Source organism: Desulfomarina profundi (assembly GCF_019703855.1).
Classification (GTDB): domain Bacteria; phylum Desulfobacterota; class Desulfobulbia; order Desulfobulbales; family Desulfocapsaceae; genus Desulfomarina; species Desulfomarina profundi.
This window is the reverse complement of the sequence record NZ_AP024086.1, coordinates 3,413,108-3,435,711: the sequence shown is the minus strand read 5'-3', so window position 1 is coordinate 3,435,711 and position 22,604 is coordinate 3,413,108. Positions and strand designations below refer to the sequence as shown.

Sequence of the window (22,604 nt, the reverse complement as noted above, 5' to 3'; positions counted from 1 at the left end):
AGGGAGACTGATATCGTATGGAATATCTTTTTCCACTGCTCGGATATTGTATTGGTGCTATCCCCTTTGGCCTTGTTTTCAGCAAGCTTGTGGGCACGGATGTCCGCCAGGCGGGGAGTCGCAATATTGGAGCAACCAATGTGAGCCGTGTGCTGGGAAAAAAACTCGGTTTTCTGACCCTGGTATGTGATTGTCTCAAGGGTTTTCTGCCCATGTACCTGGTGGCGTCTTTGCTTCCTGAATCCGGTAGCCGGGAAGGAATTGTACTTCTAACCGGTATTGCAGCGGTGATTGGTCACATGTTTCCTGTGTATCTCGGTTTTAAGGGAGGTAAAGGGGTAGCTACAGGGCTCGGCGTGTTTCTTTATCTTTCGCTTCCTGCCATTTTAATCAGTCTTGTTGTGTTCGCAGGTGCTGTTGCTTTGACCGGTTTTGTTTCGGCGGGTTCTCTTCTGGCTTCTGCTTTGATACCTGTGTGGTTGTGGTTGGTGGGGAGTTCGCCGGCCACCATCGGGGCGGCCGCTTTTATTGGTTTGCTTATCTGGCTGAAGCATCATGAAAATATATCCAGACTGATCAGAGGCGAGGAAAAGAGTTGGAGGAAGAAATAGCCAGCTCAAGGGCCTCAGAATTTGGGATGCAGTTATGCGGGTTGCCGTTTTTTCAGATATACACGCAAACCTGGAAGCACTCCGGGCGTTTCTGCGTCACTGTTCTGACAGAAAAATCGACCGTTATATCTGCCTGGGGGATGTCGTGGGATACGGACCGGACCCCAACGGTTGTATAGATCTGCTGCGAAATCTATCCCACGCTGTTTTTATTCTTGGAAACCATGACGCCGCTGTCCTCGGTGCACCGATGAGAGCCGGTGCGGCAACCAGAAAGGCGATTTCCTGGACAAAAAAGAGATTGTTCGATGAGAACTACTTCTTTCTCAAGGAAATGAGTGATACAATCAGGTGGAATGATACCTTTTTCTGCCACTCCAACCCGTATAGACCGAGAAACTGGTACTATGTTTCCGAGAAGAGTTCTATTTCCAAATCGTTTGCCAGGTCAAAGACGAAACTCCTCTTTCTCGGCCATACCCATGTGCCGGTTGCCATTACACGCAGGAATTTTTTCTGTGTCTATATTCGTTCTCCCAGGAATGGCACTGTTGTTCCCATGTCACCCCTGAATCGGCAGATTTTCAACTGCGGTTCTGTGGGACAACCCCGTGACGGTGATGTACGGGGAGCTTACCTCATTTATGATACAGACAGAAATGTGGTTGAATTCTACAGATTCGACTACGATTTTCACAGGACAAAAGAGAAGATTCTTTCATCAGGACTTCCCGAAGAATTTGGAAAAAGACTGATGACAGGACGTTGAAACTGTGTTTCAGAGTTTTTTTTAATTGGGTCAGGGAGGAAGAAGTTCACCGGAGCCGAACAGGGGAAAAGTTTTAAAGAGATCCTGCTGTAGAGCGTGGCCATTTCCGTATCGTTTTTCAAGATCCACTTCCAGGCAGCCCATGATAATTCTGTCAAGCTCACGGTCTATTTTGGGATTGATTGTCAACGGAGCCCTGTTTCGCAGTTCTTCTTCCATGTCTTCGGGGTATTCGTCATTGTAAAGTTGGTAGGGAACGGCATTGGTTGTAAAAATATAGAGAATAATGCCCAGGGACCAGATATCGGAGGCGAGACAGCTTTTGCCGGCATACTGTTCCGGTGCCATGTAACTTAAGGTGCCCTCTGAACTCTTTCCGGCCCCCTGCCAGGAAAGGTCCCTGGCGATCCCGAAATCCAGCAGTTTTAATTTTCCGGTTTTGCTTATCATGATGTTTTCAGGTTTTATATCACGATGCAGGATTCTGTGATTATGGGAAAATGCCACAGCTGAGAGAAGCTGGCTGAAGTAGTCTTCCCTGTTTCGGGCAGAAATTCTTGTTTTTAACAGTTCCTGCAGGGTCGGGCCGTTGATATATTCCTGGATAAGAATGAATTTCCCGTTATGTTTGACCACCTCCAGGAGCTGACAGATACCGGGATGATGGATAAGCCGTTTCAGGATAGCGGCGGATCGCAGTACACGTATATTCAGCGCCGGTGAATGGGGTGTTTTGGCAACTGCAAGTCTCCCTGTCCCGGTTTCCCTGACCAGCCAGACTACACCGAATCCACCCAGACCAAGACGGTGGAGTTTTTCCCATTTATCAAAACTGCCCTCAGTTTTCCTGTTTCCGGCAAGAGTTCTCGGAGAGAAATAGCTTTCTCCTGCCCGGAATGGGTTAATCAGCCTGTTCCATGCAAATGTGCTGTCCTGTGACGTTTGCGGTCTTTGCGCATGTGCCATCGTCTGGCCGATCTCGAGCAGTATGAGAAAACTGACGGAGAACTGATCCTGGTTCAGTGGTAAAAGCAGGTAGTCATCAGCTCCGGCCTTCAGATATTTCCTGATATTTTTTCTGTTTTTGGCTGGGATCAGGATAAGTATGGGAACGTTCTCACCGAGGTGATCCCGTATTTGGCGAATATCGAGATGCTGCCTGTTGTTTTCTGCGTCAACATGAAAAATTACCAGGCATACTTGATGTTTGGGATCTGTTCTTCGGTATTCGCTGAGGTTATTGATTTGAAGAGAAACTGTTTCAAGGGCAAAAGAGGAAACAAGTCTGTCAATAAGCCGCGTTTCTCCAGGCGACAGGTTGAAAAGCAGTAGTGTATCGGCTGTCGATTGCAGAATCATATCCCCTCCTCTCTTTCATCCTAGCAGAGAAGTGGGAAAGTGAGCAAAAGATTTTTAATTATCATCGGAGATATGGCCAATTTGGTGATCCAGCCAGGGAAATGGTGTACTGGATTCCTTTTAACCATAACGAGCGGGCTTGCTTTATGGGCTGTTTAACAATAGTATGGAGGAACGTAATCGCCAGGAGAAGTTCGTTTTCCTGTCAAAATATAGTGATAAAGTGGGAGAGACGTTATGACCAGTACAGGTTATTGGGCAGATCATTACCAGGAAAATCGCATGGCTGCAGACAAGGCGATTTTAAAAATTCATTCAGGGCAGAGAATCTTTATCGGCTCGTCCTGTGGAGAGCCGCAGCACCTTGTAAAGAAACTGGCTGATGCCAGTATCAGATTTACTGACCTTGAGATTATCAGACTGTTCAGCAAGGAATCGACATCATTATCTAAAATTGCTGAAAAATCTAAATCTCAGAATCTGAACATCCGTTCCTTTTACCTGGGTTCCGCAAATTCGCAAAGTTTCCAGGGTGACAGGCGCTTTATTACTCCGATTAATATTTCAGATGTACACAGGCTGATAAAATCACGATTGCTCCCCATTCAGGTGGCCCTTATACAGGTTACTCCTCCCGATGATTTCGGCTGGATGAGTCTTGGTATTTCGGTTGATATTACAGAATCTGCTGCAAAGGCGGCGGATATAGTGATTGCCCAGGTGAACAGGAATATGCCCAGGGTTCTTGGCAGAAGTTATATTCACGTTAATGATATTGACTATTTTGTTGAGCATGATGAACCGCTTATTGAGGCAAAAAAATATCCGGATGTGGAAATGGCGGATATGATCGCCAGGTATGTTTCCAGGCTTATTGATGACGGTTCTACCATGCAAATGTCCCTGGGAACAACTTCTGAGGCGAACCTTCGGGCAATGATGCAGAAGAATGATCTGGGAATTCATACTCAGTTCCTGACGAACACTATCATGAAACTTGTTTCGATGGGAGTTATTACAAATAAGAAAAAAGGGTATAATGAGGGTAAGCTTATCGCCAGTAATGCCATTGGTAATAAAGACCTCTATGACCTGCTGGACAATAATGCCGCCATAGAGTTTCATCCTTCCAAATATGTTAATGATCCGCGGGTCATTTCCCGTAATAATAAAATGGTGGCGATGAACGTGGGCCGGGAGATTGACCTGACCGGTCAGGTTGCGGCCGATGCCCTGCCCTTTAACAATTTTTCCGGGATAACCGGGATGCTCGATTTTTTCCGGGGTGCGGCAATGTCAAAAGGCGGGAAATCCATTCTCATGCTGACCTCAACCAAGTCAAACATCAGGGAGAGTCGAATTGTCCCGAGACTGACAGATTCAGCAGTGGTTGTTCCCAGGAGTGAAGTGCAATATGTGGTTACCGAATACGGTTCTGTCAATCTGTTCGGCAAAAGCTTCCAGGAAAGGGCTATTGCCCTGATCAGTATCGCTCATCCGGATTTCAGAGACATGCTGTTTGACGAGGCAAAGGAGATGGGACTTCTTGGCCCGGAGAGGTCGTTGAAAGAGGAGATGCATTCAATTTATCCCCTGAAGCTGGAGGAAATCCATGTCATTGACAATAAAAAGATAACCTTCAGACCGGTGAAGCTGACGGACGAGAGATTTATCCAGGAGCACTATTACAGTCTCGACAAGGTGGACGTTGTGTCCAGGTTTTTTAATGAACGGACCAGTTTTGTCAGTAAACAGATTGAAAACACATTTATTATTGATTATCACCGGGATCTGACCATTGTAGCGGTGGAGGGTGAGCCCGGTTTCGAGCGTATCCTGGCTGTGGGTGAATATTACCTGGATCCTGATTCCAATATGGCAGAGATTGCCTTTTCTGTTGTTAAAAAATGGCAGGGCAGGGGACTGTCCACCATCGTGATAAAAAAACTGGCCGAAGCCGCAAGAGAAAGTGGTATTGCCGGGCTGACCGCCTATACCTCAACATCCAATAAGGGGATGGTAAAACTGTTCAATCTTCTTGACTATGAAGTGAGTGTCAAAACAGAAGACAATATGATAAGTCTGACCTGTAAATTCCAGAAAGAAAATGAGTAGAGAGTTGTTATTCAGGTTTTTGTTTTTCTGTCTTTTTTTCTGGGAAACGGTTCTGCCGGCAATGGCCGGGGGATTACCGGCTGCCGGGTTGTATACCTATATTGAGAGAACCGGAGACAGGAAAATAGAGTTTTACTGGAAGGCTGTTGTCAAGAATGATCAGGTGCTTGTGCATGTTTTTGAAAAGGGAAAATCGTTTTTCAATATCTGCAAAAGCGATGGAGCAACACTGAAGTGGAAGATAAAAAACAGGAAAAGACATGATATCAATGCTGAACGGAAAGGTGACAACCTGTATATTTCAGGAATCAGAAACGGTAAACCGTACGAAAAAACAGTAACCATTGATAGTCGGCCCTGGTTTCAGCCGCTGTCTTTTTCTCTTGGAAATTTTCTTGATTCCAGTCAGACAAAAATAACCTTCTGGACAATCAGGGCCGATACCATTGAAACAATAGCACTGCAGGCAGTGAAGATGGGCGGAGAAACGATAACTGTCTGCAATCGGCCAATGGACTCGTGGAAGATCGAGGTCAGGCCTGCGGGAATACTGTCTCCCTTCTGGCATGGATCTTACTGGTTCAGAAAGGAAGACAATCTGTTTCTCAGGTACAGGAGTGTTCATGGTCTGCCCGGAACGGAGGAGACTGTGGTTGAACTGATAAAGGAGCCGGATTAAGTCTCCCTGCCATGTTTATCTGGAAATTCCGCGACCAGAAGTTTTTTGCACAAAAGGGTATAAACGGTTGAGCCATTTGGTTCGGCAATGCCGGTTTATCAGTATACGTCTGTGCCGTTGATGTTCAGCATCTTCGGTGAACTTGCTCATTTTTTACAGGAGGTTGTTATGCCAAGTCTGAAAGGAACGCAAACTGAAAAAAATATCCTGACCGCATTCTGTGGAGAATCACAGGCTCGTAACCGGTATACCTATTTTGCATCCCAGGCAAAAAAGGAGGGATATGTGCAGATCCAACATATTTTTGAGGAGACCGCCAACCAGGAAAAAGAACATGCAAAACGATTATTCAAACTCCTTGAAGGAGGAGAAGTCGAGATTGCTGCTGCGTTCCCTGCTGGAGTTATCGGTACAACTCTGGAAAACTTAGGAGAAGCTGCTGCCGGTGAAAATTATGAACACACAACCATGTATCCGGAATTCGCAGCAAAAGCGAAAGAGGAAGGTTTTGCCGCCATTGCGGCAATTTTTGAGGCAATAGCCGTAGCAGAAAAACAGCATGAAAAACGATATAAAGATCTGGCAGAAAATATAGAAAAAAACCAAGTATTCAGTCGGTCTGATACGGTGACCTGGCGATGCAGAAACTGTGGATATCTCCATGAAGGAAAAGAAGCACTGGAGATGTGTCCCGCATGCGCACATCCCAAAGCCCATTTTGAAATCCTGGGAGAAAACTGGTAGAGAGCTTTCAGCTCATGCCCCGTATTGTAGAAATACGGGGTATTTTTCAGTTTCTGTCCAATGTTCTGTTAAGCTCCTTGAAGGCTTTGGCCAGTACGGAGTCAACGAAATCACGGGCGTCCACATCCCAGGAAGAACCGCTCTTGACAATACTTTTTCCTGTTGTCAGGTCCAGGAGAATAACTTTCATATGTCTGACCTGGCAATTGTCAGACCAGCGACAGTGGATATTTAATCTGCCAAGGACGGCGAGGTGAATATTCTGTTCTTTTGCCGTTGCTTTTATGGCTGAAAGTTTCAGGTTTGTTCTGGTATAGTATTTCTTTGAAGAGCCTGATGTTTTGAGTTTGGATATTTTTTTAATTTTGTAATAGGACTTTTTTAACTTCAGTTTCTCTGAATCTTCTATCCGGTATTTCAGGTTATCTTTGAGGTAGGAAAGAAACGAAATTCCTTCGTCATCAAAAACCCAGGGAAAGATACCTACGTTGAGGATTTCCGGTCTCTTTTCTGCAACAACTTCTACTACTGGAGGTTGTTCTTTCCGGCGGGGTTGTTTGCTTCGGTTGACTTTTCTGGGAGGAATAATTTTCTGCTTATCTCGTTTCAGGACAATTTTTCCCATTGAAGGAGGAGCCGGAGCAGGTGCCGGTACAAATGGTTCTTCCATTTTCAGTTGTCGTGGGGGTTGTGCCGGTACAGCTGAAGGAGTTTTCTGGATACTCTGCACCATCTGGCCATAGGCAATCCCGATTTTATTTTCCTGAAGGATAAGACCTTCCGCAACATTTCTTCTTACCTTGGTGATTCGAATTTTTCCGGTGTGAATTTGTTCGACATCGAGAACTTCTCCTGTTTTCGGGTGCTTGATCACTTCGCCCTCTTTGAAGACAATAAACTCCGTTCCATAATCAAGCCCTGCCGTGAGGCCCAGGTCAATGATCACTGATTTGCCGTCTCTTTTTACTATGTATCCGGTGAGCGGGAAATTGCGTATGATTCTTTTAGTCAGAAGCTCCACCAGAGACTGCAGGTCATCAGAAGTGCTGCCTCGAATATTTTCTGCGGCGATAATGGATCCGGATTCCACACTGATGACACGGGAATTGATTTCAATGGAGTTTTTCAATTTGAGGACAGATCCAGTAATAATGACCTTAACTCCCAGGATCTTTCCCAGTTCACTGGCACTGTTTTCGTCGATCAGTCCGGTTGTGGCAAGTTTCTGTTCAGAGATTATTTTCTGCAGCATGGCCCTTTCCACGACATCAAAACGGCCACTTTTAACAATGGATGTAATAAACCACTCGGAAATAATAGCCCCCATTCCCTGGGTGTTCAGCTTGTCTCCATGGAGAACAAAATCAAGTACTGCAATTTTGGTCTTTTGGAAATCAGCAGATGAATTTCGGGGAGTGATACCGATAAAAAGGGAGGAGAGGAAAAGGATAAAGACTAAAATGTTCAGATGACGTGTAGGAGAGTTCATCATGTAATTACAGGCAGAATTTTTTAAAAATAATTTATGAAAAGATGAAATAGTATATTATGTTCGCAAAAATATTGCATGTCAAACCTGCAAAAAAGTTTATTCCTGAACACTGAGGGTTTTGTCCCCTGGTTTTTCCAGAGAATTTTTAAGAATGAAATATCCGACGATACCCGAGAGGAGTGAGCCGACGATAATGCCAAGCCGCTCGTCAAATACCATTTTTTCAACAGTCTGGTTAAATGCAAGTGAGCCGATAAATAAACTCATGGTGAAACCTATTCCACAGAGGGCTGACATACCATAAAGAGACCGCCAGTTCATTCCCATCGGCATTTCAGCTGTTGTCAGAGAAATTGCCAGCCGGATAAAAGAAAAAATACCCACCTGTTTGCCGAAAAAAAGCCCGAAAGTGATTCCCAGGGGAACGCTGTGCGTGAAGAAATCAGGAGTGGCGTCTGTAATATCAATACCGGCATTGCAAAATGCAAAGATGGGCAGGATGAAAAAGGCCACAGTTGAATGGAGATCATGTTCAAGCTGCATGAGAGGTGAATGGTTCTCTTTTTCAGTTGATTCCATGGGAATGAACATAGCCAGGATGACACCGGCAAGTGTGGCGTGTACGCCGGATTTCAAAAGGGCAACCCACATGATGGAGCCGATAAAAAAATACATGCCGACTCTTTCCTCTCCTTTTCTGTTCATGAGCCAGAGAACAATTATGCATGCTGCGGCGATCAGCAGGGAAATAAAGGAGATGTTATCGGTGTAAAAAACGGCAATGATAAGAATTGCCCCAATATCATCAAAAATGGCAAGGGAGGTCAGCAGAATTTTCAGGCTGGCGGGAACTCCGGAACCAAGCAGTGAAAGGACACCCAGGGCGAAGGCAATATCTGTTGCAGCGGGTATTGCCCATCCTTTTATAGTCTGGGGATCGTTATAGTTAAAAAAGACATAGATGAGCGAGGGCACAAGCATGCCGCCAATGGCTCCGAATGCCGGGAGAATGATTTTGGATTTGTCCGATAATTCTCCAATGAGCAGCTCACGTTTGAGTTCCAGGCCGACCAGGAAAAAGAAGCCGGCCATCAGTCCGTCGTTGACCCAGAGGAGCAGGGGTTTGGCTATTTCCAGGGGGCCTATCCGGATATGTACCGGAGTGGTTATAATACGATCATAAAGAAACCCAAGAGGGCTGTTTGCCAGAAGCATGGCCAGAAAAGCTGCAAGTATCAGCACTATTCCTCCGGCAGATTCAGACTTTAAAAATTCGGCAATGCGATAGGTCCCGTTTTTCATGAAAAGGTTTTTGGAGTTTTCAATTCATGATTACATACGAAATTCAGCATGACATTTATGAACCTTGGATGTGCCTTCCTTATCAGGTGTATTTCAGAAAACATGTTTTGACGATTCAAAAAAGGATTTGAATGGATATTGTGTTCTTGATAGATCATCTAACCCACATTTCTCATGAACATTGTGTCAATTTTGAGAATAGTTGTAGAATACAAATAATTAGCCAACTATCAGTAATCGAACAAAATTCACACAATGTTCACCCAAGGTCAGCCCAGGCGACGCCATCTTCTGCAATATTTCAACAGTAAATATAGGTTACTATTATTTACTGTTGAAAATTTTGAAGCTGACGCCGCCTGAACTGATGAGAAATGCGGGCTAATGATCTGGATTTTCAGTGATTTCTGACACCAGATACATTTTCAGTTCGGCTGAGTTTCATGGGTAATCGGATTTCAATCAGACTGCTCCGGTCTGTTTTTGAGTGTATTACAAGGAGGTGGGGGTGTCAATATACTCTTTTGTCCACTATTTTTACAAAATCTGGAAAACTGTTGCTTCCTGCATGTCTATACATACAGTATTGTATTATGCACGGATTCTTAGAATCTGCGACGAAATTATGATTTTGTTCTTGAATAGTCCATTGAAAATACAACTAAAATAATAACATAACTGATTTGTATAAACCACTTGCATCTCCGTGGGACATCTGTTCACGGATTCAGGGCTCATCTTTGAGCAGCTGAGAAAACAATAGATTACAGACAGGTGATAAAAGTATGATGGCAGGTTCTCGGGAGTATTTGTTTTTAATTGTGATATGGAGCGGCTGGTGCGTCATGCACAGTTTTCTTATTTCATCGACGATTATTTCGTTTATGGAACAGCAATTCAGTGGTTATGACCGGTGGTACAGAATTTTCTATAATATCTTTTCTCTTGTCACTCTCATTGTTCCCGTTTTCTACCTGAAGTCACTTCACAGCCCTGCTCTCTTCAAGTGGCAGGGAGGCTGGTTCTTTATCCGCTTTTTTATGCTCCTGCTTGCTTTTGTTCTCTTCAGAGAGGGAGCGAGGAGATACAGATTGACCTCTTTTCTCGGACTTGATCAATTGAGAACAGGAAAGCGTGATGTTCTGCTGAATGGACAGGAAACTTTTTCAAGGAGCGGGATATTCGGTATTATCCGTCATCCCTGGTATGGGGGCTCAATTCTCCTTGTCTGGTCAGGAGCACAGGTGTACAGTGTCGCGACAACTTTTGTGGCTGTTATTTTAACCTTTTATCTGATAGTCGGCACTTTTCTTGAGGAAAAAAAACTCCTGACCCAATACGGGGAGGAGTTTCGGGTTTATCAGCAGAAGGTGTCCATGTTTTTCCCCTGGAAATGGTTGAAGGAACGTCTGGCCTGATAATGGCTTCGGTCCGGAACATTTATTTTTATTCCAGGTAGTCATGAGACTCAGACAGAGTGCAAGGGTACCTGCTTTATCGTAACTGGTCACAGGATTTGTAACTCTGTGTTTTCATGTATTTTAACCTTGTAAGTGATCAAGTTATTTTTTTGTGGTTAAAAGGATTTATATTGAGAGAACCATTGGAAAAAGATGAATTGTCGGAAAACCTGAAAAATAGAGAAATCTCTGTCGGTCACCAGATACTGGTGATGGCCCTGGTAAAACTCCTGCTCAATACTGCCCGCAGATTTATTTATCCGTTTGCACCGGCCCTCGGCCGGGGGCTTGATGTCCCTCTTTCTGCCATCACATCGCTTATTGCTGCCAGCCAGTTTAATTCGATTCTTGGTATCTTTTCCGGCCCTGTTGCTGATCGACTGGGATACAGAACAACAATGGGGTATGGTCTTATCTTTCTGGTTGTCGGCATGTTGGTTTCCGGTATTTTTCCGGTCTATTGGATTGTCTTTATCGGTTTTTTGACAGCCAGTTTTGGCAAGACAATTTTTGACCCGGCAATTCAGGCTCTTATCGGTCGTAATATCCCATTTGGCAAGAGAGGGAGGGCAATAGGTATCGTGGAAATGTCCTGGTCGGGGGCAGCGTTGGCAGGTATTCCACTGGTTGGATTTGTTTTGGACCGGTGGGGAATCAGTGTTTCCTTTTACTGTTTTGCCGGTTTTGGGGCATTGGCGTGGATTGGTATGATGCGATTTATTCCGCCGGATGAAAACAATGGGAGATATGCTGGACAAGTAACCCTGATTTCTTCACTTAGACAGCTTGTTCGGATTCGACCGGCCCTTGGAATGATTGGTTTTGGTTTCTGGATTTCCATTGCCAATGATGCTCTTTTTGTAACCTATGGGGCCTGGTTTGAACATGCTTTTCATATTTCTTTAGTTGCTCTCGGATTCAGTACAGCCGCGATTGGGGCAGCTGAACTGTGCGGCGAATCCCTCGCGGCCCTGTTTGCCGACCGGATCGGTCTGAAACGGGCGACTGTTATTGCTCTGGTTCTTGCAATTCTGTTCTATTTTTTACTGCCGATAGTGGGGGGAAAACTGCCCTTTGCACTGGCCGGTATGTTTATGGTTTTCCTGTGCTTTGAATTTACCATGATCTGTGGTTTTTCCCTCTGTACCGAGGTGTTACCCCATGCCAGGGCCACTATGATGGCCGGGTTCTACGCCACGGCCGGAGTCGGGCGGATGATTGGGGTTTTTATTGGTGCTTTTATGTGGAAAACAGGGGGTATTTTTGCTGTGACATGGAGTGCTGCCGGTTTTACCTGCATCGGTCTGCTTTGCCTTTTTTTTGGGCTGTATTCCTGGGGAGACCAGAATTGTTGTAAAAATAATAAGCAGCACCCTTTTATCTGAAAATCCAGTTGCTGAAGGTTATTTTGCCAAGTCTTACGGGCCAGCCATGCTGGCTTGAAAATATCCTGAGTTGGGAAAGGAGACCCCCATGGATGAGCAAATTACAGTCACAAAATTTGAACCCGTAAAAAAACAGGGTCTTATCGTTGTAATCACAGGTAACGGTAAGGGAAAGACAACTTCGGCCCTAGGTATGGCCCTGCGTGGATGCGGGCATGAAATGAAAACCACTGTTGTTCAATTTATGAAAGGTGATCTCTACTCGGGAGAGTGGGACGGTGTCAGGCTGCTGGCACCTCTGGTAAAACTGTATCACACGGGCAAAGGGTTCTGTGGTATTGAAGGAAATCCCTACCCCCATCCTGAGCATCGAAGGAATGCCCAGGAGGCCATTGAACTCGCCGGGGAAATTATCAGGTCCGGTGATTGTGATATCCTGATTTTAGATGAAATTAACAACAGCCTGCAGCTGAAGCTGGTCGATCTGGAACAGGTGAAGGAAATCATAGCCATTCGTCCACCCCGTATGCATTTGATACTCACTGGCAGAGATGCGCATCCTGATATTATTTGCCTGGCCGATACGGTGAGTGAAATACGGGAAATTAAACACGCTTACAGAAATGATATCGAACCCCAGCCGGGTATTGATTTCTGAAACCAGAATTCGTTACAGTTTCGTGATCTTGAAAAAATCATTCCCATTGAACGATTGCGGGTCCAGATGAAAGATGCCTGGCAAGATTGTCAAATGCAGAATCCTAGTCGGAAAAGAAAAAGGTCGATCCCTTTACAGGACCGACCTTTTCCGGATATTGCGGTAGTTTATTTTTTAATCATGTGATTTCATCGGGTTTACATAGATCTGAGCTTTCCGCAGCAACCCTGCCGCAGGATTGGCAGGAATATTTCATGGCAGCAAGTTTCTGCTGACACACATGGGTTGCCCCAACATCAGTTGCTCCACAATATGAACAGGTAAGTATTTGAACAGTCGGATTGCAGAGATGACCGGGGTCATCCGCTTTTGCACCACAACTTTTACAGGTATGAGCCATAGCTGGTCTCCTTATTGTTTCGTATTTCTTGACCTCGAACAAAAAATCTCATTTCTGGACAGGTACTTTCCTGGATTGGGCTGAGTTTTTCAACCCAGAGCCGGACCCTCCGCTGTGTTCATGATGATAATTAGAGAATCACTGCAAATGATGCCCATAGAACGGAAAAATCGTGGCGATTTGCGCCGAGATGGAGGGTTCTATAAAAAGAAGTTAAGCAAGCTCCTGTTGTTGTCAACGTCAGTGTGATTTTGTTGTCACGTCCGTTTGTCATGTTTTTTCAGTGTCGATGAGGTCTGGTTTTATCTCCTGAAATGATAATTTTCACTTCATACCCGGCTTTCTTTATACCGGGCCTGACAGTTATTCCTATTTGGTGACATGGAGGAATTCACACTTCAGCGCAGATTACTGTTGACTCTTTATTAATATTTGATATAGGTTAAGATTTAACTTATACGGAATATTAATCGAGTGATGTGTTTGTCATCACTTCCAGATAATACGGGCAACAGCGCTGTATGAATATCGGTACGTTAATAAGGAAATGTAGAAAAGACCGAAAACTGACTTTGAAAAAAGTTGCTGAAAAGGCATTGATTTCAGAAGGTTTTCTGAGTCAGGTGGAGAATGATGTCAGCTCGCCGTCGGTGGATACTCTTATCCGTATCTGCCAGGCAATCGGTGTCAATGCGGGAGATATTATTTCCCAGGTGAGTGAACAACAGAATGTTGTGCTGATTAAAAGATCGGAATGGGATGATATAGACCTGTCCCATACCGGTTTTGTCACCCGCAGGTTTTTTCCACCGGAATACAGGTCGGTGATCGATTCATCGGTGCTTGTTATTGAGCCGGGAAAATCGATTCCGGCCAGGAAAAATATAAAGAACAGCCAGGAAGTACTCTGTGTGCTGAAAGGTTCAATTGATTTTATTTTATGCGGTGAGATTCTTCATATGGTTGAGGGAGATGCCGTGCATTTCTGGTCAAAGCCGGAAAATCAGAAAATAACCAATAACAGCGGTAGGCGAAGTTTTGTGCTGTGGGTGGGGACGCTTTAACACAAAGCATGGTTGGGCCTGCAGGTTCAGCCATTTATGCCCTTGGGGTACAATACACAATGAAAGTTTGAATCGGGCCGGAAAATATCTGAGGCACTGCAGACTTTCATAATCATTTTAAAGGGGATGAAAGTATGATTACATTCAGCGAACAACAGTTAAAAATCCCGAAACTGCAGAGACCCGTATACCTGGTGACTGCAGGTCAGTCTAAATTCGACCGTGCCTTTCCGGACAAAAGAACGGAAGAGCTGTGTGTCGATGCTTTTGTCATGGCATCCAACCTGCTTGATATGTCGGCGGCAGAGTTGAAAACCTATATCCACAGTTGTTATTACGGCCATTTTGCCGATCATTTTGGAGATCAGTTGCTTGGCGAGTCAGTCATCCATGATCGACTCGGTCTTGATCCTCTGGGCAATGTCGGCGTCAAAACCGGTGGAGCAACCGGCGGTTCAACAATCTGGGAAGGTTTGAAAGCGGTAGCCTCCGGCTATTCAGACTGTGTTCTTGTCATGGGTTGGGAACGGATGGATGAGGTTCCTACCGATGAGGGTAATTTTCTCATATCCTGTGCAGCAGACAAGGACTGGGAATCTCCTCTTGGTCATATTTACACGGGATATTATGCAGTTATGGCCCAGCGTTACTGGCAGATATTCGGTAAGTCTGAGGAATCTTTCAGAAAAACCCTGGCCGAAATTGCTGTGAAGCATCATGGTTATGCCAGATTCAACCCCTATGCTCAGTCACCTATGGATATTACCGTGGATGATGTTCTCAATTCACCGGTTGTAGCTTATCCACTCCGGGCCCTTGACTGCTGTCTCATGAGTGTGGGAGCCGCTTGTACCATTCTCTGTGATGAAGACACAGCAATGAAGTTGACGGCAAATTCGAAGAATAAACCGCTCAGGATCTGGTGTGCTGCCGGTTCCCATACCCTGCGGCCAGCGGATAGGCGTGACATGGATATTCCACTTCTGCCCAATGAAACACCCGATCAGTACAAAGATCTGGGTGAACGTTTTCCGGGTGGAGACAGGTATCCCGGTTTTACCGGATTTCTCGCTGCCCGTATTGCTGCATACTATGGTTACGGTATGGCTGGTATCACTGATCCCACAGAGGACCTCGATGTGGTTGAACTCCATGATGCGTTTACCATCAGTGATGTGCAGACCTATGAGGATATCGGTATTCGTCCCTACGGTGAAGGAAGAGATTACGTGGAATCGGGTGACTGCTATCACATCAATCCAAATACGGGAGAACCCGGAAAACTGCCATCGAATCTTTCCGGTGGACTGATCGGTTGCATGCATGCCGTGGGCGCAACCGGTATCATGCAGACATTTGAGATTGCCTCCCATCTCTGGAACAGGTGGGAAGAACTCCATGGCGATGAACAGGTCTGGAAAGCGTTTGACAGGGAAAAGCCGGAAGATTGGACAAATCTGCAGGTCAAGGGAGCCAAAAGAGGTATGGCTATCAGTCATGCAGGTGTCGGATCCCATGTTACTTCAACTATCCTCATGGATCCGGATCATCTGTTAAAACAAGACGTGTAAAGGGCCAAAATAAAAAAGTTGAATTGGTGGAGCTGCTGCCGATTTCAAAATAATGGAGAATCACCATGAGTATGTTCGGGCAGGTATTTGTAAAAAATAATCAGTATAAACTCAAAGGGAACTTCCATCATCTGACGCCTAATATGCCTATTCGCGATGCTGATGATAACTGGAAGCTGCTTGGGGTAACCAATCCGCGGGATATGACCTATATCCATTCCTACGGAGGGGAGGCTGTTTTTTTTGAGTCTCTCAGCAAGGGAAAACTGCTGGCAACCCGGTGTGACAATAATGACTGCGAAGGAAAAGGGTCCATCTATATTCCATTTCGCATTCACTGTCCCGATTGTCTGGCCAGGATGAGTGTTGTTGATCTGACCGATATTGCCAAAAAAACGGCCAGAGTTCACACCTTTATGGAATGTGCCAGGTCGGGGGCTTTTAATCTTCTGGATAAACCGATCCGGTTTATAAATATTGAGTTTGACGGAGTGACCACAATTCTCATGAGTTATCTCAGTGTTGGTGAACCTGCGATAGGGATGAAAGTCGTGCCTATTTTCAAAACAACGGGTCCGACCTATACCATTCTTGATCTTGCCTGGGTAGCGGAAGGAACGAAAGCGGAAGAACTGCCGGAAGGATTTTCTTTCTGAAAAGACCTGTGTGAAACAGAACCTGAATCCGTGAAACCTGAATCCTGCAATTGCAGGATTCAGGTGAAGAAAAAGTTCCCCCGGTGAGCAGTGGATAGGAGGATTTCTGGAGCGGATTCAGGAGAATGCGTAACGTGATCAAGGAGTTTGTCATGTCGAAATTATTATGGGAACCATCGGAACAACGGGTAAAGAGTTCCAATATGTATCGGTTCATGCAGACTGTTAACGGGAAGTTCGGGACGGATTTTGCCGACTATGACGCTCTCTACCAGTGGTCTGTGGACAATCTGGAACAGTTCTGGGCGGAGTTCTGGGATTTTGCAGAGATCCGTTTTTCCACACCATATACCGAAGTTATAGATGATCCGGGCAAAATGCCGGGGGCAAAGTGGTTTTCTGGAGCCCGGCTGAATTTCGCGGAAAATCTTCTTCGATACCGGGACGATAAAACAGCACTTGTTTTCAGGGGGAGGACAGGGTCAGGAGAACATTGACCTATAGTGAACTCTACCACCAGGTGGCCGGGGTCGCCGCTGCATTGAAAAATGCGGGTGTTACGAAAGGTGACAGGGTTGTGGGGTTTGTACCCAATATGCCGGAGTCGATTATCGGTATGCTTGCGGCGACAAGTATCGGGGCAATCTGGTCCTCCTGTTCTCCGGATTTTGGAATCAAAGGGATTCTCGACAGGTTCGGGCAGACGCAACCGAAAGTGCTTTTCACGGCTGACGGTTATTTTTTCAAAGGAAAACCTATCGACAGTCTTGTGCGGGCAGGAGAAATACTGCAGAAAATTCCGTCTATTGAAAAACTGGTTGTTGTGCCATACGTCAGTGAACAGCCTGATCTGACAACACTTCCCGCAGCCATTCTATTTGAAGATTTCATTGAAAAAAAAGCGCAAGAGATAGAATTTGTTCAGCTGCCCTTTGATCATCCCCTGTACATCATGTATTCCTCTGGTACTACCGGTTTGCCGAAATGCATGGTGCAGAGTGCAGGTGGTGTTCTCGTCCATCATCTCAAGGAACTGATACTGCACACGGATCTGAAGAGAGAGGATACCATTTTCTATTTTACCACCTGTGGCTGGATGATGTGGAACTGGCTCACAAGCTCTCTGGCAGTGGGAGCGACCCTGGTGCTTTACGACGGCAATCCTTTCCATCCCGGTCCGGAAACACTGTGGCAGATGGCCAGGGACGAGAAGATCACGGTTTTCGGTACCAGTGCCGGCTATATAGCAGCCCTGAAAAACACCGGGGTCAGACCGGGTAAGGATTTTGACCTTGCAGCTATGAAAGCCCTGCTGTCAACCGGGTCACCTCTTTCCGAAGAAGATTTTGAATTTATTTATGCCGAAGTAAAATCGGACCTGCAGCTGGCTTCCATTTCTGGAGGTTCAGATCTCAACGGTTGCTTTGCCCTGGGTAACCCCATGGGGCCGGTGTACAGTGGTGAGCTGCAGTGCAGGGGACTTGCCATGAAGGTCTTTGCCTATGATGAATCGGGAAATCCGGTCATCGGCAGACAGGGTGAACTGGTCTGTACTGCACCTTTTCCGTCAATGCCCATCTATTTCTGGGATGATGAAGACGGCAGCAAGTACCATTCAGCCTATTTCGATGAATATCCCGGAATCTGGACTCATGGGGATTTTATTGAAGTTACCGAGCGGGGTGGTGTCATTATGTATGGTCGCTCTGATGCCACGTTGAATCCGGGAGGAGTCAGGATCGGTACGGCTGAAATCTACCGAATCCTGGAAAGAATGGAAGGCATTGAGGACAGCGTAGTCGTTGGTCAGGAATGGCAGAATGATATCCGTGTCATTCTTTTCGTGAAAATGCGCCCAGAGTATGCATTAAATGATGAACTGAAAAATGAGATCAGAAAGAATATCCGCACCAACGCTTCTCCGAGACATGTTCCCGCAAAGATTATTGAGGCACCGGATATCCCTTATACCCTGAATATGAAAAAAGTTGAACTGGCGGTCAAAAAAATGATTCATGGCCGTGAAGTGAAGAATAAGGATGCCTTGAAAAATCCGGAGGCACTTGATTTTTTTACAGATATTGAGGAACTGAAATCGTAGCGTTTCCGGGAGACTATTATTTACCCTGAATCCTGTTGTTGCAGTTTTTGAAATGCAGGATTTGTGAAGAAATTGAAATCATAACTGGGAGGTTCCATGAGATCGTATCCCCTCTTGAATTTTGGTCTGGGAGAGACTGCAAATCTTTTGCGGGAAACCGTACATGATTTTGTCAGCGAGGAGATTGCTCCTTTAGCGGAGGAAATTGACCGAAATGACGTGTTTCCTCCCGAACTCTGGCAGAAAATGGGTGCCCTCGGGCTTCTCGGTATTACAGTATCCGAGGAATATGGAGGAGCCGGAATGGGGTACCTCGAACATGTCATTGCCATGGAAGAAATAAGCAGGGGCTCTGCCTCTGTCGGTCTGGCCTATGGCGCCCATTCCAATCTCTGTATTAATCAGATCAAAATAAATGGTACAGAGGAACAGAAGAAGAAATATCTTCCCGATCTGATCAGCGGCAAACATATCGGCGCACTGGCCATGAGTGAAGCCGAAGCCGGGTCCGATGTTGTTTCCATGCGTCTGCGTGCAACGGAGGATGGTGACGGGTATCTGCTGAACGGTTCAAAAATGTGGATCACCAATGGTCCCCATGCCAATGTACTTGTCGTGTACGCCAAAACGGCTCCGGAGAGACAGCACAAGGGGATTACCGCATTTCTGGTGGAAAAAACCTTCCCAGGGTTTTCCACCAGTCCCAAGCTGGATAAGCTCGGTATGCGTGGGTCTCCCACCTGTGAGCTGGTTTTTGAAAATTGCCGGGTTCCGAAGGAGAATATTCTCGGTCAGCTCAACCAGGGTGTTCAGGTTCTGATGAGTGGGCTGAATTATGAACGTCTTGTGTTGTCCGGCGGCCCCCTGGGCATTATGAATGCCTGCATGGACGTTGTGCTGCCCTATATTCATACCCGGAGACAGTTCGGTCGCGCTATTGGAGAATTTGAACTGATGCAGGGTAAGCTGGCGGATATGTATGCCACCTGGAATGCCTGTAAATCTTATGTGTATATGGTCGCCAGAGCAGCTGATCAAAGCTCGAATATCCGTAAGGATGCCGCGGCTGTCATTCTGTTTACTGCTGAAAAAGCCACCTGGATGGCACTGGAGGCAATCCAGTGCCTGGGAGGAAATGGATATATCAACGAATTTCCCACCGGACGCCTGCTGCGTGATGCCAAACTGTATGAAATAGGAGCCGGAACCAGCGAAATTCGAAGAATGCTGATTGGCAGGGAGCTGTTTCGAGATACCGAATAGAACCATGTGGAATGTTTCGAAAACATACATAAAACCGGAGGAGTAAATATGCAGAGGCCAGTATACGAAGTGGGCAATACAACTTTGGGACAGCTTGTTGACCTTGTGGCTGATCAGTTCGCTGAAAAAAAGGCGGTTGACTATTATGAATACGGTATCAGCCACACCTGGAAACAGTTCAGAGACGTGTGCAATGATGTGGCAAAAGGTTTTATGGCTCTTGGCGTGGAAAAGGGTGAGAAGGTTGCAATATGGGCGAACAATGTTCCCGAATGGCTCTATTCGCAGTTTGGAACAGGGAAAATGGGTGCTGTGCTGGTGACGGTCAATACCAGTTATCGAAGCTTTGAGTTGGAATACCTGATGTCACAGTCCGATTCTACAACCCTGGTTTTTATTGGTGGAGTCCGTGAATCTGATGAATATCTGAAAATCATCAGGGAGGTCTGTCCGGAGCTGGATGAGTGTGAACCGGGAAAACTCGAGTGTAAAAAACTGCCCCTGTTAAAAAATGTCGTGTACATCGGTCCGGAGGAGGACCGTATGAAAGGTATGTATGGCTGGGATGAAGTAATCGCAATGGGCAGGACGGTTTCGGATGAAGACCTGCAACAGCGTCAGCAGTCCCTGTCACCGGATGACGTGATCAACATGCAGTATACCTCCGGTACTACTGGTTTTCCGAAAGGAGTAATGTTGACCCATACCAATATTATTGGAAATGCAAAGAGTATCGGTGAATGCATGAATCTGTCAAGTGAGGATAATCTGTGTATTCCTGTACCGTTTTTCCACTGTTTCGGGTGTGTGCTGGGAACGCTTACCTGTGTGGTTTCTGCGGCGACCATGTCACCTGTGACCCAGTTTGTGACCGACAAGGTTCTGGAGACGGTTCAGGCCAATAAATGTACGGCCCTCCACGGTGTTCCCACTATGTTTATTGCGGAACTGGAGGAAATGGAAAAGAAAAATTATGACACTTCCAGTTTGCGTACGGGGATTATGGCAGGTTCACCCTGCCCCATTGAAGTGATGAAAAGGGTTGTGGATAAAATGGGCGCCTCCGAGATGACAATTGCCTATGGTCAGACAGAAGCTTCTCCTGTTATAACCCAGACTCGACCGGAAGACAGCCTGGAGCTGAGGGTCAGTACCGTGGGCAGAGCCCTGCCCAATATCGAAGTAAAAATTGCGGATATTGTCACAGGTGAAGAGGTGGCACGTGGAACCCAGGGAGAATTGTGTACCCGCGGATATCATGTCATGAAAGGATATTATAAAATGGACGAAGCAACTGCGGCGGCCATTGACCGAGATGGTTGGCTGCATACGGGTGATCTTGCCGTCATGGATGAAAACGGGTACTGCAAGATTACCGGTCGGATGAAAGATATGATAATCAGGGGTGGTGAAAATATTTATCCGAGGGAGATTGAAGAATTTCTCTATACACATCCGAAAATTCTTGATGTTCAGGTTGTCGGTATTCCCAGTGAAAAGTATGGGGAGGAGGTTGCTGCTTTTATCATTCTCAGGGAAGGTGAAACAGCGGAAAGTGAAGAGTTCAGGCAGTTCTGTACGGATAAAATAGCCTTTCACAAGATTCCTGAATTCTTTTTTGTTGTGGACGAATATCCGGCAACTGCCTCTGGGAAAATTCAGAAATATAAGCTACGCGAACAAGGGACCTGTCTTTTGGGGCGTCAGGATGCTGCTGACATAGCTACGGCATGACGGTATTTCCGGATGACAGGTTTTTTTCACTGTTCATGAAACTCAGCTAAACGCTTATGAGTCTGGAGATGTGCCTGTTTAAAAAAAATTTGAATGGACATTTTTACACTCGGTCTCCCTGTCAATTTGGGTTTTCGGTGATTTTTGGACAGCAGGTCAGCTTGATAAAGCGACAACATCTCCAGCCTGGCTGAGTTTTATAGGGAATCTTGTATCAAAATTTACACAGTGTCCATGAAAAATGCAGGCTAAAGGAAGCCTGCTGGTATCCCATAAGAGTGGGGAAAGCGACTTGCCGGGGATGAAGGTATGAAGATATTTTCTCTTTGGGGGTCGCTGAGATGAATACTATATGCTATAAATAGCATTACGGGAATATGTAAGGGGGTAATATTTAAAGGGATAGCTGTACCATTTTTTCATCAATATTAATGATTTATTAACTCAATGTTGCTTATTTAATATAATTCTTATGTCGATATGCCATATTTAAATATCTCGGACGTTACTCTTTCTTTTGGCGGTTTGAAGGCTCTGTCAAATGTTAATATGAAAATAGAAGAGGGACTGATAACCTCCATTATCGGTCCCAATGGAGCCGGTAAGACCAGTATGTTGAACTGTATCTCCGGATTCTATCATCCGACCTTGGGTGATATTTTCTATGGAGAGAAGAAATTGACAAACGCTTCCCCCACGAGGTTTCAAATATGGGGATAGCCAGAGCGTTTCAGAATCTGGAGCTGTTTTCCGGGCTTTCTGTTCTCGATAATCTTCTTCTTGCCCGTCATTCGAAGCTGCAATACAGCTTTTTGCATGCTGTTTTCTTTTACGGTAAAGCCTCGAGGATTGAGGCGGAAAACAGGGCCTATGTGGAGAGTGTCATCGACTTCATGGAACTGGAACCCTATCGGAAAAGCCTGGTGGGGAATCTGAGTTACGGGGTCCAGAAAAAAGTTGAGGTCGCGCGGGCATTGACACTTGCCCCTGATATCCTCCTCCTGGACGAACCCATGGCGGGGATGAATCAGGAGGAAAAAGAAGATATCGTCCGCTTTGTCATGGATATTCAGAAGGAGCGAAATATTACCGTGGTTCTGGTTGAGCACGATCTTGGTGTGGTCATGGATATTTCTGACCGGATTTATGTCCTTGATTTTGGGGAGGTCATAGGTTCCGGTACCCCGGAAGAGGTTGCGCAGAATCCGAAGGTAATTGAAGCCTATATCGGGGAGGAATAA

At 45.7% G+C, this 22,604-nt stretch carries 17 protein-coding genes and 2 pseudogenes; 15 read left to right on the top strand and 4 right to left on the bottom strand.

From position 1 onward, the window contains the following. The first annotated feature begins 17 nt into the window (after window positions 1–17). Together plsY and LO777_RS15780 are read left to right on the top strand one after the other, a co-directional pair. Entirely contained in the window at window positions 18–611 is a 594-nt protein-coding gene (gene plsY, locus LO777_RS15785) for a glycerol-3-phosphate 1-O-acyltransferase PlsY (protein ID WP_228854813.1), read from the top strand. A 34-nt stretch (window positions 612–645) separates the two neighbouring features. After that, entirely contained in the window at window positions 646–1,380 is a 735-nt protein-coding gene (locus LO777_RS15780; protein ID WP_228854812.1) for a metallophosphoesterase family protein, read from the top strand. Between the two features lie 30 nt (window positions 1,381–1,410). On the opposite strand, the gene LO777_RS15775 is transcribed toward LO777_RS15780, so the two are convergent. Beyond that, window positions 1,411–2,739, bottom strand: a complete 1,329-nt coding sequence (locus LO777_RS15775) for a serine/threonine protein kinase (RefSeq protein WP_228854811.1) — start codon at window positions 2,737–2,739, stop codon at window positions 1,411–1,413. A gap of 237 nt (window positions 2,740–2,976) precedes the next feature. Here LO777_RS15775 and LO777_RS15770 point away from each other — a divergent pair, with 237 nt between their 5' ends. The 3 genes from LO777_RS15770 (at window position 2,977) to rbr (ending at window position 6,277) form a co-directional block, all read left to right on the top strand. Next, window positions 2,977–4,854, top strand: coding sequence for a bifunctional acetyl-CoA hydrolase/transferase family protein/GNAT family N-acetyltransferase (locus tag LO777_RS15770; protein ID WP_228854810.1), 1,878 nt, complete (start codon window positions 2,977–2,979; stop codon window positions 4,852–4,854). Beyond that, on the top strand, window positions 4,847–5,533 hold the full coding sequence (locus tag LO777_RS15765) for a hypothetical protein (RefSeq protein ID WP_228854809.1): 687 nt from the start codon (window positions 4,847–4,849) through the stop codon (window positions 5,531–5,533). The genes LO777_RS15770 and LO777_RS15765 overlap by 8 nt, the downstream gene beginning before the upstream one ends. A gap of 168 nt (window positions 5,534–5,701) precedes the next feature. Further along, window positions 5,702–6,277 (top strand): rubrerythrin, encoded by a 576-nt coding sequence (gene rbr / locus LO777_RS15760; RefSeq protein WP_228854808.1) that lies wholly within the window; start codon window positions 5,702–5,704, stop codon window positions 6,275–6,277. Between the two features lie 46 nt (window positions 6,278–6,323). Here the strand turns inward: rbr and LO777_RS15755 are convergent, their stop codons facing one another. Together LO777_RS15755 and nhaA are read right to left on the bottom strand one after the other, a co-directional pair. Continuing rightward, window positions 6,324–7,769 (bottom strand): FlgO family outer membrane protein, encoded by a 1,446-nt coding sequence (locus tag LO777_RS15755; RefSeq protein ID WP_228854807.1) that lies wholly within the window; start codon window positions 7,767–7,769, stop codon window positions 6,324–6,326. A 96-nt stretch (window positions 7,770–7,865) separates the two neighbouring features. Next, window positions 7,866–9,071, bottom strand: a complete 1,206-nt coding sequence (gene nhaA / locus LO777_RS15750; RefSeq protein ID WP_268907459.1) for a Na+/H+ antiporter NhaA — start codon at window positions 9,069–9,071, stop codon at window positions 7,866–7,868. Window positions 9,072–9,916: 845 nt separating this feature from the next. Here nhaA and LO777_RS15745 point away from each other — a divergent pair. The 3 genes from LO777_RS15745 (at window position 9,917) to LO777_RS15735 (ending at window position 12,574) form a co-directional block, all read left to right on the top strand. Further along, on the top strand, window positions 9,917–10,489 hold the full coding sequence (locus tag LO777_RS15745) for a DUF1295 domain-containing protein (RefSeq protein WP_228854805.1): 573 nt from the start codon (window positions 9,917–9,919) through the stop codon (window positions 10,487–10,489). 173 nt (window positions 10,490–10,662) lie between these two features. Continuing rightward, window positions 10,663–11,916 (top strand): MFS transporter, encoded by a 1,254-nt coding sequence (locus LO777_RS15740; protein WP_228854804.1) that lies wholly within the window; start codon window positions 10,663–10,665, stop codon window positions 11,914–11,916. Between the two features lie 88 nt (window positions 11,917–12,004). Then, window positions 12,005–12,574 carry a cob(I)yrinic acid a,c-diamide adenosyltransferase gene (locus tag LO777_RS15735; RefSeq protein WP_228854803.1) on the top strand — a complete coding sequence of 190 codons (570 nt, stop codon included), beginning with the start codon at window positions 12,005–12,007 and terminating at the stop codon, window positions 12,572–12,574. Window positions 12,575–12,752: 178 nt separating this feature from the next. On the opposite strand, the gene LO777_RS15730 is transcribed toward LO777_RS15735, so the two are convergent. Continuing rightward, complete coding sequence (locus tag LO777_RS15730; RefSeq protein WP_228854802.1) at window positions 12,753–12,974, bottom strand: hypothetical protein; 222 nt, start codon at window positions 12,972–12,974, stop codon at window positions 12,753–12,755. A 521-nt stretch (window positions 12,975–13,495) separates the two neighbouring features. On the opposite strand from LO777_RS15730, the gene LO777_RS15725 reads away from it, so the two are divergent. From LO777_RS15725 to LO777_RS15695, 7 genes and pseudogenes are all read left to right on the top strand, one after another. Next, window positions 13,496–14,038 (top strand): helix-turn-helix transcriptional regulator, encoded by a 543-nt coding sequence (locus LO777_RS15725; protein WP_268907458.1) that lies wholly within the window; start codon window positions 13,496–13,498, stop codon window positions 14,036–14,038. Window positions 14,039–14,172: 134 nt separating this feature from the next. Further along, window positions 14,173–15,609: a thiolase domain-containing protein gene (locus LO777_RS15720; protein WP_228854800.1), complete on the top strand. Its 1,437-nt coding sequence runs from the start codon at window positions 14,173–14,175 to the stop codon at window positions 15,607–15,609. Window positions 15,610–15,674: 65 nt separating this feature from the next. Continuing rightward, the gene (locus LO777_RS15715; protein ID WP_228854799.1) at window positions 15,675–16,265 is read left to right on the top strand and encodes a Zn-ribbon domain-containing OB-fold protein; all 591 of its coding nucleotides are present in this window, start codon (window positions 15,675–15,677) and stop codon (window positions 16,263–16,265) included. 152 nt (window positions 16,266–16,417) lie between these two features. Next, a pseudogene (locus tag LO777_RS15710) lies at window positions 16,418–18,366 on the top strand (acetoacetate--CoA ligase). Between the two features lie 96 nt (window positions 18,367–18,462). Further along, window positions 18,463–19,629 (top strand): isovaleryl-CoA dehydrogenase, encoded by a 1,167-nt coding sequence (locus LO777_RS15705; protein ID WP_228854798.1) that lies wholly within the window; start codon window positions 18,463–18,465, stop codon window positions 19,627–19,629. Between the two features lie 48 nt (window positions 19,630–19,677). Further along, the gene (locus tag LO777_RS15700; protein ID WP_228854797.1) at window positions 19,678–21,363 is read left to right on the top strand and encodes an AMP-binding protein; all 1,686 of its coding nucleotides are present in this window, start codon (window positions 19,678–19,680) and stop codon (window positions 21,361–21,363) included. A gap of 480 nt (window positions 21,364–21,843) precedes the next feature. After that, window positions 21,844–22,604, top strand: a pseudogene (locus LO777_RS15695) (ABC transporter ATP-binding protein).

Coding starts and splice junctions, on each gene's coding strand:
- plsY (WP_228854813.1), top strand. CDS start 18: ATGGAATATCTTTTTCCACTGCTCGGATATTGTATTGGTGCTATCCCC.
- LO777_RS15780 (WP_228854812.1), top strand. CDS start 646: ATGCGGGTTGCCGTTTTTTCAGATATACACGCAAACCTGGAAGCACTC.
- LO777_RS15775 (WP_228854811.1), bottom strand. CDS start 2,739: ATGATTCTGCAATCGACAGCCGATACACTACTGCTTTTCAACCTGTCG.
- LO777_RS15770 (WP_228854810.1), top strand. CDS start 2,977: ATGACCAGTACAGGTTATTGGGCAGATCATTACCAGGAAAATCGCATG.
- LO777_RS15765 (WP_228854809.1), top strand. CDS start 4,847: ATGAGTAGAGAGTTGTTATTCAGGTTTTTGTTTTTCTGTCTTTTTTTC.
- rbr (WP_228854808.1), top strand. CDS start 5,702: ATGCCAAGTCTGAAAGGAACGCAAACTGAAAAAAATATCCTGACCGCA.
- LO777_RS15755 (WP_228854807.1), bottom strand. CDS start 7,769: ATGATGAACTCTCCTACACGTCATCTGAACATTTTAGTCTTTATCCTT.
- nhaA (WP_268907459.1), bottom strand. CDS start 9,071: ATGAAAAACGGGACCTATCGCATTGCCGAATTTTTAAAGTCTGAATCT.
- LO777_RS15745 (WP_228854805.1), top strand. CDS start 9,917: ATGCACAGTTTTCTTATTTCATCGACGATTATTTCGTTTATGGAACAG.
- LO777_RS15735 (WP_228854803.1), top strand. CDS start 12,005: ATGGATGAGCAAATTACAGTCACAAAATTTGAACCCGTAAAAAAACAG.
- LO777_RS15730 (WP_228854802.1), bottom strand. CDS start 12,974: ATGGCTCATACCTGTAAAAGTTGTGGTGCAAAAGCGGATGACCCCGGT.
- LO777_RS15725 (WP_268907458.1), top strand. CDS start 13,496: ATGAATATCGGTACGTTAATAAGGAAATGTAGAAAAGACCGAAAACTG.
- LO777_RS15720 (WP_228854800.1), top strand. CDS start 14,173: ATGATTACATTCAGCGAACAACAGTTAAAAATCCCGAAACTGCAGAGA.
- LO777_RS15715 (WP_228854799.1), top strand. CDS start 15,675: ATGAGTATGTTCGGGCAGGTATTTGTAAAAAATAATCAGTATAAACTC.
- LO777_RS15705 (WP_228854798.1), top strand. CDS start 18,463: ATGAGATCGTATCCCCTCTTGAATTTTGGTCTGGGAGAGACTGCAAAT.
- LO777_RS15700 (WP_228854797.1), top strand. CDS start 19,678: ATGCAGAGGCCAGTATACGAAGTGGGCAATACAACTTTGGGACAGCTT.